This window comes from Oceanobacillus sp. FSL H7-0719, from assembly GCF_045040795.1.
GTDB lineage: Bacteria > Bacillota > Bacilli > Bacillales > Amphibacillaceae > Oceanobacillus.
Genome location: NZ_CP150301.1, coordinates 2,617,886 through 2,630,819 on the forward strand (window position 1 = coordinate 2,617,886; position 12,934 = coordinate 2,630,819).

Below are 12,934 nucleotides of genomic sequence, written 5' to 3' on the forward strand. Positions count from 1 at the left end.
TAACCACTTCATTTAGTAGTTAGCTGTTTTTTCAATTTGTGTATATTCTCGGTACACGCTTACCTACTAGGCAAACAATCTCATAGTGAATGGTGTCCAGTAATGCAGCTACTTCATCCAATGAAATATACCCTGCACTGGGTTCTCCAAAAATCGTAACTTCATCTGCTTCAGTAACCTGCCCTATTTGGGTGACATCAATCATCGTCTGGTCCATGCAAATTCTGCCAACAATCGGCACTCGTTTCCCATGAACTGTCATCTCCCCGCGGTTCGAAAGCTGGCGCGAAAGCCCATCGGCATAACCTACTGGCAAGGTCGCAATCAGCGCTTGGCCGTCTGGTTTGAATGTACAGCCATAGCTGATCGGCTGACCCTTATCGACTTGTTTAATCAGCACTGGCTTCGTCTTCAAAGTCATTGCTTGTGATAGTTTAATTTTTTCCCGCATAAATTCTATTGGATAAAGCCCGTATATACTGATGCCCACGCGGCACATATCTAAATGCATTTCGGGATAAGCGATGGTCGCCGCACTGTTACAGCAATGCTTAAGCGGGATTGTATAACCATTAGCTTCCAAATAAGAAGTAATTTCAAGAAAACGCTCGAATTGTTTCTTTGTGTACGTTGCATCGGGATTATCTGCAGCAGCAAAATGAGTGAATATGCCTTCCACTTCGATGAACTCGGACCGAGCACCTTGCAGCAGTTCCAATGCTTTTTCTTTTGCCGAAATACCAATTCTCCCCATCCCTGTATCTAATTTCAGATGAACTTTAGCGGTTTTTTGGAGTCTTTCTGCTGCCTCTCGAATGGCAGTAATTACATCCTCGCTGTATATCGTTAATGTGATATCACTTTTGATTGCTTCTTCCAATGCTGCTGGCTTTGTATAACCTAAAATTAGAATTGGCACAGTAATTCCCGCCGTTCGCAGTTCGAGCGCTTCATCAAGAAGAGCAACCCCCAAATAATCAGCACCAGCAGCAATCGCTGTTTTCGCAACTTCTGCTGCTCCATGGCCGTAGCCATCCGCTTTTACGACCGCCATCATTTTACTGTTTTTATTGATATATTGTTTAAATGCTTTTACATTATTTTGGATGGCATCTAACGAAACTTCTGCCCATGTATCACGGAAACTTGTTTCTTTCATTCAATTAGCTCCCTTGTTCAAACTTTACCTTTATTTTATCATTGTGAACTTCAAACAACAAAACCGGCCTTGAACAAAATAGATGTTCAGAGCCGGTTTTTAAATGATCCCTTTGAAACCTTTAAATGCTTTTACAAATTCCTCTGGAGAAGACTTTACAGGATAAGAAAACAAACCTTTATTCGTATGTAGATAGAGTAATCCGCCTTGTTTGCCGATAAAACGGTAAGATATATCAATAACATGATCGATATGAAATTCCCGATATTTTGTTGCGATTCTATCTTCATATAAATAGATTACACGTTTCTGTTCCGTATTCCTTTGTGTAATACTGTCAACTTCCCGAATGATCTTGTAATAGGCTTGTTCAGCTAATAACCGCGTCATGTTTATCCTTCTGCGAGCTGCAAATGATTCAGTCTCCATTGCAGCCACTGACGTTCACGTGTCTTTCTAGGCAGGAACTGACGAATATCATCCTCATGGTATCCAACCTGAAGACGTTTTTCATCCACCATAATTGGACTGCGCAAAAGACGTGGGTGTTTATGAATTAACTCCAATAGCTCTTGAAGCGGAAGTGCTTCGATATCAAGGTCTAGATCTTTATATATCTTTGACCGTGTTGAAATAATTTCATCTGTACCATCAACCGTCATCCGCAGAATTCCTTGCAATTCTCCTACGGTCAGCGGATTCTTTAAAATATTTCTTTCTGTGTATTGAATACTTTGCTTGTTAAACCATTGCTTTGCTTTTCTTGTCGACGAACATGCAGCACCATAAATTGTAACTGTCATTTATCATACCCCATTCTGTATTTTTTTGACGTTGGCTGGTTTCCGCTTCATTCTCTTCGTTGTTCTTCTATTTAGCTAAGCCTTTTTTCAATAGATTCATTTCTGCTTTAAAGTTCTTAATCGCTTCTTCATCACTTAATTCCTTCGTAAACTTCTCCACGAAATTCCGAAAAGCAATAGCGGAGACGATTTGAATTACATGTTGTAATTCATCATCTGTTTCAATATTTAAAATATCTTTGTTGATTAACTCTGAAAGGTCATATAATCCATTTTGTTTTACATGGCCCTCTATGATTTCATTGAATATTGTCTCAATCTGATGCGTCACATTTAAGAGCGCATTCCGGAGAAAATTATATTCCTTATCATCTGGTAACTCTATTAATAATTCATAATAGAAAGCTGTAATTGCTTCAAAGAGATCTCCTTCATGAACTTGCAGATGATGTTTGAATGCTTGATTCCGCCTTTTTGCTTGTTCATGCAAAATATAATAATAAGCATCCTCTTTATCCTCAAAATATTGATAAAAGCTACCACGTGATATACCCGCAGATTTGACAATATTTGCGATTGACGCTTCAAACACTGGCACTCTGGAAAATTCCCTTTCACAAGCCTTGATTAAGGAAGCTCGCTTTTTCTCTGGCAGATTAAAAAATGTTGCTTTAGGCATCCCTCTACCTCCATTCCACCAGAAAATGACACGGTGTCATAACCTATGACTCAATAGTATATGACACTGTGTCATTTGTCAATAACATCAGGGCAATTACTAACTTTTTACTTATTTATTACACAATTACATATTCTTCTATAAGTATTTCCTAAATCCCCCTTGGTAAAACGTATTTTAAAGCAAAACTTATAAAGAATAATTAACACGGAGAAGCTGCTTTACATAGCCAAAAAAAATGATTCCTTTTTTAAATTTTTGTTGTATAATTATCTGGAATCTGACATTGATATTAAAGGAGAACGCAATGAAAAACGCTTCTATTATTCAATTCACAAACGTAACAAAACAATTTGACGATGACACAATCGTTTTAGATAATGTAAGCTTTGAAATAGAAAGAGGGAAGTTTTATACGTTGCTTGGTCCTTCAGGCTGCGGGAAAACAACCATTCTACGCTTGATTGCCGGCTTTACGGAAGCTACTTCAGGTGACATTTATTTTGATGGCAAAAAGATCAATCATCTCCCAGCTAATAAAAGGCAGGTAAATACTGTATTTCAAGATTATGCCCTATTTCCCCATTTAAATGTATTTGAAAATGTAGCCTTCGGTCTGCGCATTAAAAAAATGAAAAAAGCCACCATAGACAAAAAGGTTAAAGAGGCGCTGAGCTTTGTAAATCTTCACGGCTATGACGAAAGGGAAATTAAAGAGATGTCAGGCGGACAGCGCCAGCGTGTTGCAATTGCCCGTGCAATTGTAAATGAGCCTGAAGTGATTCTATTAGATGAGCCTTTATCCGCACTGGATTTGAAGCTCCGCACACAAATGCAGTATGAACTACGCGAGCTGCAAAGAAGACTGGGAATTACTTTTATCTTTGTTACGCACGATCAAGAAGAAGCCCTAGCCATGTCGGATGAAATCTTTGTTTTAAATAAAGGAAAAATCCAGCAAAGCGGAACACCGATTGATATCTATGACGAACCAATCAATCGTTTTGTTGCAGACTTTATTGGGGAATCTAATATTGTGAAGGGAACAATGATTGAAGACTTCCTTGTGGCATTTGCAGGGGAAAGATTTACTTGTGTGGACCAGGGAATCAATGAAAATGAAGCGGTTGAAGTTGTTATCCGTCCAGAAGATCTGGAAATTACGTCACAAGGCAAGGGCAAGCTTGAGGTAACAGTACTTTCCCAACTATTCCGTGGTGTACATTATGAAATCAGCTGCCGTGACCAGGCTGGCAATGATTGGCTTGTTCATACAACGAAAAAAGTGCAAGTTGGAGAAAAAATTGGACTTGATTTTGAACCAGAGGCCATTCACGTTATGCGTTTTGGCGAATCGGAGGAAGATTTTGACCGCAGATTAGAATCCTATACGGAGGACACTTCCAATGAATCATAAATTCATGCGTAACTTGTATATGGTTCCTTACGCTGTGTGGATTGTCTTATTTGTGATTGCACCTATTTTACTAATCTTATATTATTCCTTTTTTGATATCCATGGGAACTTTTCACTTATTAATTATGAAAGGTTCTTTACTTCTGTTTATTTGAAGTTAACCTTAAGCTCGTTCTGGTATGCCTTTCTAATTACACTGATATCCTTGTTGATTGCATATCCGACAGCTTATTTATTAACAAAAACAAAGCATAAACACCTTTGGCTCTTGCTGATTATTGTCCCTTCATGGATTAATTTACTTTTAAAAGCCTATGCCTTTATCGGGATTTTCGGAGCCTATGGCGCAGCAAATAATTTCCTGGAATGGATTGGTATTGGTTCGAGGCAGCTATTGTTTACGGACTTCAGTTTTATTTTTGTTGCTGTCTATATCTTTATTCCATTTATGATTCTGCCAATCTTTAATGCACTAAACAGCTTGAATGCAAGTCTGCTTGATGCCGCAGAGGATTTAGGTGCATCAAAATGGATGAGCTTTGTCAAAGTAATTTTCCCGCTGACCTTAGATGGGGTCAAAACAGGCTGCCAAATCGTATTTATTCCAGCATTATCATTATTCATGATTACAAGATTAATTGCTGGTAATCGAGTGATTACGCTGGGAACAGCAATTGAACAGCATTTTCTTGTGACCCAGGACTGGGGAATGGGTGCGACGATAGCGGTATTCCTCATTCTGATTATGTTTCTTATTATCCGGTTAACCGGTTTTAGAAAGCGAGGTGCATAGGATGGCAAAAAAATCATCACCTGCAGCAACTATTTTCTTAATTAGTATCTTTTTCATCCTTTATGCACCAATCTTCTACCTGGTATTTTATTCTTTCAACAGCGGCGGGTCCATGAGCGGCTTTGAAGGATTTACGCTTGATTGGTACCGTGAATTATTACAGGATACAAGACTGCTGATTATCGTATTAAATACGCTTGTTATTGCTTTATTATCTGCATTTATTGCAACCGTTATTGGCATGTTTGGCGCAATTGGCATCCATTCACTCAAACGCAGTAAACATGCAATTCTGGGATTAAATAATGTGTTAATCGTGAGCCCTGACGTGATTATCGGCGCCTCTTTTCTTATTTTGTTTACCATTGCAGGAGTTCGTTTAGGCTTTTATTCTGTATTGCTTTCCCATATCGCATTCAGTGTGCCGATTGTTGTTCTAATGGTGCTGCCTAAATTGATGGAAATGAATCCATCACTCATTGATGCAGCACGAGACTTGGGTGCAAGCAGATGGGATGTCCTGACAAAAGTTATTTTTCCATACATTACGCCAGGAATCTTTGCGGGATTTTTCATGGCCTTAACCTATTCATTAGATGATTTTGCAGTTACTTTCTTTGTTACTGGAAATGGATTTTCCACATTATCGGTAGAAATCTATTCCTTAGCAAGACAGGGAATTTCATTGAATATTAATGCATTGTCTGCACTCCTGTTCTTATTCACAATTGCACTCGTCATCGTTTACTATTTCATTACCCAGCGTGCTGGCGGAAAGCTTGGAGGTTTTAGACGATGAAAAAGTTGATGACGGCTTTTATTGCAATTATAATTGTTTCCGCTGCTTTAATCGTTACGATCAATCAATTAAATTCAGCCCAAGGCTATGCTGGCGCTGATACGCTCACCGTCTACAATTGGGGCGATTATATTGATATGGAGCTGATTGACCAATTTGAAGAGGAAACAGGAATCACGGTAATTTACGAGACCTTTGATTCCAATGAAGCAATGATGACAAAGGTCCAGCAAGGCGGAACAACCTATGATATCGCTGTTCCTTCCGAATATATGATTGAGAAAATGAAGGAAGAGAACTTGCTCATTCCATTGGATCATGCGAAACTTCCAAATCTAAAATATATCGATACGCGTTTCATGGATTTGCCTTTTGATGAAGGAAATCACTATTCTGTTCCATATTTTTGGGGAACTGTCGGGATTTTATATCATCCGGAAATGCTTCCGGGCAAAGACTTCACAAGCTGGGATGATTTATGGGATCCCGAATTAGAGAATGAGATTCTATTAGTCGATGGTGCACGCGAAGTAATAGGCATGGGATTGAATTCACTTGGCTATTCATTAAATGACAAGGATAAAACACATTTGCAGGAAGCTTTAGATAAGCTGAATAAGCTAACACCAAATATCAAAGCAATTGTCGGGGACGAAAACAAGCTGCTCATGGCAAATGAAGAAGCCGCCGTTGCGCTCACTTGGTCTGGTGATGCGCGTGATGTTATGTGGGAAAATGAAGCGCTTGAATATGTTGTGCCTGAGGAAGGCTCTAATCTTTGGTTTGATAATATGGTTATTCCAAAAACAGCGGATAATATCGAAGGTGCGCATGCCTTTATTAACTTCATGCTTGATCCAGAAGTTGCCGCCCAAAACACGGAATACGTAAGCTATTCCACACCAAATAAGGAAGCTTTAGAATATCTGCCAGCTGAGATCGTGGAAGATGAACGCTTTTATCCATCGCCAGAGCTGACAGCACGGCTTGAGGTGTATGAGAATTTAGGGAAAGAAATGCTGGGGTATTATAATGAGCTGTTTTTAGCTTTTAAGATGCATAGAAAATAGAAAGAGAATGGGGACTCCCAACGATTTTCTTGAGTGGGAATTGTTTGGAGTCCTTTTACATGTAATTTTGTGAGCCGTGGGTGGATCCCGGGCACTTAGATAAGGCTGGCGGGCGTTTATCTAGACCTGGGCGGAACGATGTGATGAAGTAGTGGGCGCTTTTTTGTTGGAAGCTGGCGATTGGATTAAGAAACGGTCGTTTATGCATTTATTATTTTCATAGTTATATTTTGAATTTATCGTTGGAGTTAAGAGACACCACTATTCAGTGGTGTCTCTTAACTGTTTTATTATTTTAATTACATTGTGATGCTGGCATTTTAGTTTTTACGGATACAAGTTCACCATCTAGATTAGGACCTATTTTAACAGGATATGTTGTAGTAATCTTCTTGGAACTAGTTAACGGTCCATTATATCTGTAGAGTGTTCCACTTGATGACCTGATAGCGGGATCGAATCTCCAATACCCTTGATATCCTTCTTTAATGGTCATTGAATGACTGCTACTAATAGATGATGAATTAGTCCATGTGTAGTTTACCCCAGTTTTTACTGCCGCTTTTTCTGCTGCCAATAAATTAACATTAAACGTATGTCCTTTGCTGGCGCTATATCCAATTTGTAAAGTATCAGAGCCAGGACCACAGTTCTTTTGTATAATACTAGATCGTGTTCCAAACTGTATTCTGCGTACATTAGAACTTTCGGCGTAACGATAAGTCAATGCTGATAATTCATTAGAACCTTCATCATTAGAGTTATATAGCGAATCACTAATTGATTCGTTTGGCTCAATTGCTTGTCTCTTAATATAATCTTTCATATCAACCTTTTCAACAACTTTACCATCTTCAACCCTGTAAACTTCTATATAGCCTTCAGAGTTTACATCGTAATATCCACCGTATTCCTCATCGTAATAGATATTTTCAGCTTCTGTTGGTGTCACTTTTTGAAGATTAATATCAGCCGCCTCTGCATCCTGCCCCACTCCAAAAAAGGTTACAAACCCAATTAAAACACTTGATAAAAAAATTTTCATTTTTCCCAGCTCCCTTTGATTTTTTAGAATATATTAAGTAGTGAATCTTTAGGATGCCATAAATATATTGCAAAATATCAGAAATACTAAAATGAATAAATATTCCATCTCCTATTAAGAAATGATATTATATATTTAAGAGTTATTTAATTAGGGAGGTGCCTTGTGAAATTATGTATAATTGCTTCTAGTCTATTAATTGTTTCTGCGATTCTTTATTCCGCAAGTTTTATTACATCAGCCTTATTCGGAATTATAATGAATGGGATAGGTGATGATCTATATCCCCAAACTCAACCACTATTTTTTTTGAGTATTATTGCTTTGGTGGTTGCAGTCGTATTATTTCTGATTGATTATTTTAAAAAATGAAATGCATTTAAGTATGAGAGATAGTCTTCCTAAGTTGATTTATCCATGTTTATTAAATAAACATAGTCATCATCCTAGAAGGCTGTATTAGTAAATTTATGGATATAAAGTAGAAACTTATAAAAAAGATAAAGTTATATAAATATCAGAGAGTCTGTGTTTAGATTTTCTTGATTTATGATTTAACTATTTTAATCCTGCTCCTTTTAGCAGGATTTTTGTATTGCTAGGTGATGGTCATATCATGACTTACACGTGGATAGAATAAAGTCGCAAAACTCATCCGCATATTTTGGGCGATACCACTTTCATTTTAACGATTGAAGCTCATTTAATGCTTGTATATATAGTAACATAATCCTCCATGCTCCCTGCTTATCTCAGAAGATTCCATTCCAAAGGCATTAAGCCACTTATTCATTTTTCTGAGGTGACAATCATCTTTAAAATACAGTACAACGATCCCTCCTCTTTTTAAGAGAAGCAAGAATAGTTGCATCCGACAATCTTTGATAAGGAGCTTTAGCTATTCTGCTTTGGGCAAAAATCATTACTTCTCCTATTCCCGCTAGGTAAACAGTTGTTTTACTATTTTCATCAAAAAATTCGTAAATATACCCATCTCCACTATTTTGAGACTTTGAAATTAATTGATTAAAGTCAAGCGTCATTGGTCCATTTTCCGGAGTAGTTGTCTGTGGGAAAATGTCATCAATTGTTATACCTTTTTGATTTATTTCTTTAGTAATCTCATTTGGCAATTTATTTCTCTTATAATATTCATCGATAATACTTTCAACCTCAGATAAACTATAATTATTTTTTTGTTCTGCAGACAAGATATTATCTAAGTTTTCTACGTTACCTTGAATATACTCTTTAGTTTCATGAATAATATCTTCTCCACTATCTTTAAATTCACCCGTTGTCTGTACAAATGTTGTAGTACACAAAGCAAAACTTAGAAAGAAAGCTAGAGAAAAAGCGAAAAATGCTTTTTCTTCATTAAATTTAACCTCCTATATTTTAGTCTGTATATCTACTTCTACAACATTCTACAACACTTCCATTATCTCCTTCTTTTATTTAAAAATAATTAATAAAGTCAAGTGTTAATTTTCCTCTTAAAATGTAATTAACCGAATAACCGGTTATTTATGAATTTAATTTTCTTACTAACATAATCGCTAATTGTCGCTCCTACTAAGCTACCTAAACCGGAGGCTGTAAGTAATAAGCCATATGAAGAAGCAGATTTAAAACTTTCTTGGGAGATGGCTGGGAAACTTACAGTTAGGCTAGCTAACAATACAAATCAATATAAAAAAGTAGATATTACGGAAGAACAAAAGGTTGTGGAAACGGTTAAGTTTGATAAGAAAAATAAATATCCTTTGGAATACAAAATGGAAGTCGACAACAAAGAAGTAAATAGTTTTGAGGTTACAAGTATCAATGAGCTAAACGAAGAAAACGAAAGCAAATTCTATTATGTCTGTGGCTGAGGATGGAGTAGATTTATTTCTTAATGGTGTATCTGAAGTCTTAATCGCTGTGACATCTATTTATGCAATTTTATGGGGAAACGTTTTAGTCTTTATTCTAGCATTTTTCTTCTTTTCTGCATTAAAGATTAAGAGAACAACAGAAACTACAGTATATCTATAGATGATATTCACATTATAGCAAATGGTTGGGATTTAAGCTGTGTAAGTAAAAGCTGTATGCTCTCTTACTTACACAGTTTCTATACATCTTTTACTCTTCAATTTCAATAATATTAACATCGCTATAATTATATGAAGCTATATCAAAATTAAAATTGAGTTATCGGCAAGTTGTTGTTTTACGCGAAATGCAGCAATTATCCGTAAAAGAGACTTCTCTCGTATTAAACTGGAGTGAAAACAAAGTGAAAATGACTCTTTCTAGAGCGTTAAAAAAGTTAGAAGAAATTCTACTTAAACAAGGAGGGGAAAAAAGTGAACAAATTAGATGAACAATTTAAAAGGTTAAATAAATCATTGCCATTTAACGAACAGACAAAAAATAAGCTGAAGTATAAGATATTTAATATTCCACAGAAACCGAAAAGGTTAACTTTACCTAAACTGATAATTGTTTTGTTTACTATTTTCGTTCTTGGCATGGCTTATTTTTCAGTATTGGCGCCTCTTATAAAATCTAATGAGTACTCACAAGGTGAAATAATTGATAATATTACCCCATACGTATTGCCTGAAGTCGATGTATCAGATGGTATGTATACTATTGAGTGGCTATCAGATTCCATGGATAGAGGAAACCACGACCTTATAACAGATGTCCATGGAGATTTTGTGGTATCGAATGATACTAAACTAATAAAACGCGGAAACATTGTGTACTATCATTACGATAATCAGGAGTATATTGGCAGGATAATTGGATTACCCGGTGAGACAGTGGAAATTAAGGAAGGGCAAGTTTATATAGATAAGAAGGTATTGAATACTTTTTATGGTGTTGCGACGAATTTAGGATTAAATCAAGAAGAATACTTCGAAAGAGTCCAAACAGATAATGTTAACATTAGAGAAATGGAGGAATACTTTAATACAACTATGAAGCCAATAAAAGTAGAACAAGACACACTTTTTATACTGACCGATATGTGGTGGAGGGGTAAGGACAGTAGAGAACTCGGCTTAGTTCCCCTTGTTCAACTAGAGGGAGTGATTTTAGGTTACGAAAAATAAATATAATAATATTTATTAAGAAGAGAAAACCATTGAAGAAAAATCAAAGAGCGCAGAATCCCCCAGGTAATTTGAATATAATTCTCCCAAAGGATTCTGCGCACTAAGTTGAATCACTTAAATTATTTCTATTTAAATCATAACCTTACAAATATCATTCGTAAATGCTACCGGATCTTCAATTGGCAGGCCTTCAATCAGCAATGCCTGGTTATAAAGCAGGTTTGTGTAGAGTGCTAGCTGCTCCTCACCTTGGTCTTTTGTCTTTTCCAGCGCTTTGAAAATATCATGGTTTACGTTTAATTCAAGCACTTTTTCAGCTTTAATTTGCTGGTCATCCGGCATGGCATTAATAATTTTTTCCATCTCAATTGAAATATCGCCATCTGCTGTAAGAACGACTGGATGTGACTTCAAACGTTTAGATGCTCGTACATCCTTCACCTTTCCAGCTAAGATTTCCTTCATCTTCGTGAAAAGTTCTTCATGTTCTTTTGCAGCTTCTTTTTCTTCCTCTTTTTCCTTTTCATCTGGCTCAATGCCTAAGTCGCCACTGGAAACGGATTTAAATTCTTTTTCTTTATAGCTCATAAGCATGCGGATTGCGAATTCATCAATTTCATCTGTGAAATAAAGAATTTCATAGCCTTTGTCCTTTACTAGCTCTGTTTGTGGAAGCTTATCAATACGGTCAACAGTGTCACCTTGTGCATAGTAAATATACTTCTGCTCTTCCGGCATACGCCCCACATATTCTTCCAATGTTACTAATTTCTTTTCCTTCGAAGAATAGAATAACACCAGATCCTGCAGCTCTTCTTTATGCTGACCAAAGTCACTATAGACACCGAACTTCAGCTGCTGGCCAAAGGAATTATAAAAACGTTCATAGCCTTCACGGTCATTCTTAAGGATTTGAGTCAGCTGCTGTTTAATCTTTTTATTAATATTTTTTGCGATTGTCTTAAGCTGACGATCATGCTGCAGCATTTCTCGGGAAATATTTAAAGATAGATCTTCAGAATCAACAAGACCTTTTACAAAGCTAAAGTAATCAGGAAGCAGATCAGGACTCTTTTCCATGATTAACACGCCATTTGAGTAAAGCTCTAAGCCTTTTTCATACTCCTTGGTGTAATAATTATATGGTGCACTCTCAGGAATATAGAGAATCGCATTATAACGAACCGCGCCATCTACATTGATATGGATATGCTTTAAAGGTTTATCAAAGCCGTAATGCTTCTCGTTGTAGAAATTCACATAGTCCTCGTCTGTTAATTCGCTCTTGTTTTTCTTCCAGATTGGCACCATTGTATTTAATGTTTCTTCCGTAATGACATCTTCATACTCATCTTCTGTGCCTTCTTTTAACTGGCTTTCTGTAACATCCATTTTAATTGGGTAGCGAATAAAATCAGAGTACTTCTTCACAATCTGTTTCAAACGATACTCTTCAAGGAACTCATCATAGTTCTCTTCTTCTTCATTTTCTTTAATATGAAGGATGATTTCTGTTCCAACTTCATTCTTTTCCGCTGGTTCAATTGTATAGCCATCTGGACCATTTGACTCCCATTTAAATGCTGCATCACTATCAATGGAGCGGCTAAGAACCGTTACTTTATCCGCAACCATAAATGCCGCATAGAAGCCTACACCAAACTGACCGATAATATCATGACCATCTTTTATTTCATTCTCTTCCTTGAATTGATGTGAACCACTCTTTGCAATAATGCCAAGGTTAGATTCCATCTCTTCCTTCGTCATGCCAATTCCCGTATCTGTCACCGTTAATGTGCGGGTATCTTTATTTGCATCCAGTTTAATGAAATAGCTGTCCTTATCGAATGTAAGGTTTTCATCCGTTAATGCCCTGTAATAAATTTTATCAATGGCATCACTTGCATTAGAAATTAATTCTCTTAAGAAAACCTCTCGCTGTGAATAAATCGAGTTAATTACCATATCTAATAATTTCTTCGATTCTGCTTTAAATTCAACTTTTCCCATGCTTCTCTCTCCTTTAGTATGATGAAATGATACATAGATATAT

14 protein-coding genes are annotated in these 12,934 nt (G+C 36.6%); 7 read left to right on the forward strand and 7 right to left on the reverse strand.

Features of this window, described 5'->3' with window-relative positions:
* Positions 1 to 31: 31 nt before the first annotated feature.
* The 4 genes from alr to NST93_RS13390 all read right to left on the reverse strand — a co-directional run bounded on the left by alr (position 32) and on the right by NST93_RS13390 (position 2,641).
* Positions 32 to 1,159: an alanine racemase gene (gene alr, locus NST93_RS13375; RefSeq protein WP_405097822.1), complete on the reverse strand. Its 1,128-nt coding sequence runs from the start codon at positions 1,157 to 1,159 to the stop codon at positions 32 to 34.
* A gap of 99 nt (positions 1,160 to 1,258) precedes the next feature.
* Positions 1,259 to 1,549 (reverse strand): hypothetical protein, encoded by a 291-nt coding sequence (locus tag NST93_RS13380; protein WP_405097824.1) that lies wholly within the window; start codon positions 1,547 to 1,549, stop codon positions 1,259 to 1,261.
* A 2-nt stretch (positions 1,550 to 1,551) separates the two neighbouring features.
* On the reverse strand, positions 1,552 to 1,962 hold the full coding sequence (locus NST93_RS13385; RefSeq protein ID WP_405097826.1) for a Spx/MgsR family RNA polymerase-binding regulatory protein: 411 nt from the start codon (positions 1,960 to 1,962) through the stop codon (positions 1,552 to 1,554).
* A 67-nt stretch (positions 1,963 to 2,029) separates the two neighbouring features.
* Positions 2,030 to 2,641, reverse strand: coding sequence for a TetR/AcrR family transcriptional regulator (locus tag NST93_RS13390; RefSeq protein ID WP_405097828.1), 612 nt, complete (start codon positions 2,639 to 2,641; stop codon positions 2,030 to 2,032).
* Between the two features lie 307 nt (positions 2,642 to 2,948).
* Here NST93_RS13390 and NST93_RS13395 point away from each other — a divergent pair, with 307 nt between their 5' ends.
* The 4 genes from NST93_RS13395 to NST93_RS13410 are packed head-to-tail and all read left to right on the forward strand — an operon-like array spanning position 2,949 to position 6,720.
* Complete coding sequence (locus NST93_RS13395; protein WP_405097830.1) at positions 2,949 to 4,058, forward strand: ABC transporter ATP-binding protein; 1,110 nt, start codon at positions 2,949 to 2,951, stop codon at positions 4,056 to 4,058.
* Positions 4,048 to 4,851: an ABC transporter permease gene (locus NST93_RS13400; protein WP_405097832.1), complete on the forward strand. Its 804-nt coding sequence runs from the start codon at positions 4,048 to 4,050 to the stop codon at positions 4,849 to 4,851. Before NST93_RS13395 ends, NST93_RS13400 begins: the two co-directional genes overlap by 11 nt.
* A 1-nt stretch (position 4,852) precedes the next feature.
* On the forward strand, positions 4,853 to 5,650 hold the full coding sequence (locus NST93_RS13405) for an ABC transporter permease (RefSeq protein ID WP_405097834.1): 798 nt from the start codon (positions 4,853 to 4,855) through the stop codon (positions 5,648 to 5,650).
* The gene (locus NST93_RS13410; protein ID WP_405097836.1) at positions 5,647 to 6,720 is read left to right on the forward strand and encodes a PotD/PotF family extracellular solute-binding protein; all 1,074 of its coding nucleotides are present in this window, start codon (positions 5,647 to 5,649) and stop codon (positions 6,718 to 6,720) included. Before NST93_RS13405 ends, NST93_RS13410 begins: the two co-directional genes overlap by 4 nt.
* Positions 6,721 to 7,015: 295 nt before the next feature.
* Here the strand turns inward: NST93_RS13410 and NST93_RS13415 are convergent, their stop codons facing one another.
* Both NST93_RS13415 and NST93_RS13420 read right to left on the reverse strand, forming a co-directional pair.
* The gene (locus NST93_RS13415) at positions 7,016 to 7,765 is read right to left on the reverse strand and encodes a hypothetical protein (protein WP_405097838.1); all 750 of its coding nucleotides are present in this window, start codon (positions 7,763 to 7,765) and stop codon (positions 7,016 to 7,018) included.
* An 815-nt stretch (positions 7,766 to 8,580) separates the two neighbouring features.
* A complete protein-coding gene (locus tag NST93_RS13420) occupies positions 8,581 to 9,090 on the reverse strand; it encodes a hypothetical protein (RefSeq protein ID WP_405097840.1) in 510 nt (169 codons plus the stop codon).
* A 321-nt stretch (positions 9,091 to 9,411) separates the two neighbouring features.
* On the opposite strand from NST93_RS13420, the gene NST93_RS13425 reads away from it, so the two are divergent.
* The 3 genes from NST93_RS13425 (at position 9,412) to lepB (ending at position 10,875) form a co-directional block, all read left to right on the forward strand.
* Entirely contained in the window at positions 9,412 to 9,642 is a 231-nt protein-coding gene (locus tag NST93_RS13425; RefSeq protein WP_405097842.1) for a hypothetical protein, read from the forward strand.
* A 302-nt stretch (positions 9,643 to 9,944) separates the two neighbouring features.
* Positions 9,945 to 10,136 (forward strand): RNA polymerase sigma factor, encoded by a 192-nt coding sequence (locus tag NST93_RS13430; RefSeq protein WP_405103890.1) that lies wholly within the window; start codon positions 9,945 to 9,947, stop codon positions 10,134 to 10,136.
* On the forward strand, positions 10,120 to 10,875 hold the full coding sequence (lepB, locus tag NST93_RS13435) for a signal peptidase I (protein WP_405097844.1): 756 nt from the start codon (positions 10,120 to 10,122) through the stop codon (positions 10,873 to 10,875). The genes NST93_RS13430 and lepB overlap by 17 nt, the downstream gene beginning before the upstream one ends.
* Positions 10,876 to 11,007: 132 nt before the next feature.
* Here the strand turns inward: lepB and htpG are convergent, their stop codons facing one another.
* Positions 11,008 to 12,891 (reverse strand): molecular chaperone HtpG, encoded by a 1,884-nt coding sequence (htpG, locus tag NST93_RS13440; protein WP_405097846.1) that lies wholly within the window; start codon positions 12,889 to 12,891, stop codon positions 11,008 to 11,010.
* Positions 12,892 to 12,934 lie beyond the last annotated feature (43 nt).

Bases quoted from the DNA above. Each gene is read 5' to 3' on its own strand.
- NST93_RS13410 (WP_405097836.1), top strand. From the start codon at position 5,647: ATGAAAAAGTTGATGACGGCTTTTATTGCAATTATAATTGTTTCCGCT.
- NST93_RS13415 (WP_405097838.1), bottom strand. From the start codon at position 7,765: ATGAAAATTTTTTTATCAAGTGTTTTAATTGGGTTTGTAACCTTTTTT.
- htpG (WP_405097846.1), bottom strand. From the start codon at position 12,891: ATGGGAAAAGTTGAATTTAAAGCAGAATCGAAGAAATTATTAGATATG.
- NST93_RS13385 (WP_405097826.1), bottom strand. From the start codon at position 1,962: ATGACAGTTACAATTTATGGTGCTGCATGTTCGTCGACAAGAAAAGCA.
- NST93_RS13380 (WP_405097824.1), bottom strand. From the start codon at position 1,549: ATGACGCGGTTATTAGCTGAACAAGCCTATTACAAGATCATTCGGGAA.
- NST93_RS13425 (WP_405097842.1), top strand. From the start codon at position 9,412: ATGGCTGGGAAACTTACAGTTAGGCTAGCTAACAATACAAATCAATAT.
- NST93_RS13405 (WP_405097834.1), top strand. From the start codon at position 4,853: ATGGCAAAAAAATCATCACCTGCAGCAACTATTTTCTTAATTAGTATC.
- NST93_RS13395 (WP_405097830.1), top strand. From the start codon at position 2,949: ATGAAAAACGCTTCTATTATTCAATTCACAAACGTAACAAAACAATTT.
- NST93_RS13400 (WP_405097832.1), top strand. From the start codon at position 4,048: ATGAATCATAAATTCATGCGTAACTTGTATATGGTTCCTTACGCTGTG.
- NST93_RS13390 (WP_405097828.1), bottom strand. From the start codon at position 2,641: ATGCCTAAAGCAACATTTTTTAATCTGCCAGAGAAAAAGCGAGCTTCC.
- alr (WP_405097822.1), bottom strand. From the start codon at position 1,159: ATGAAAGAAACAAGTTTCCGTGATACATGGGCAGAAGTTTCGTTAGAT.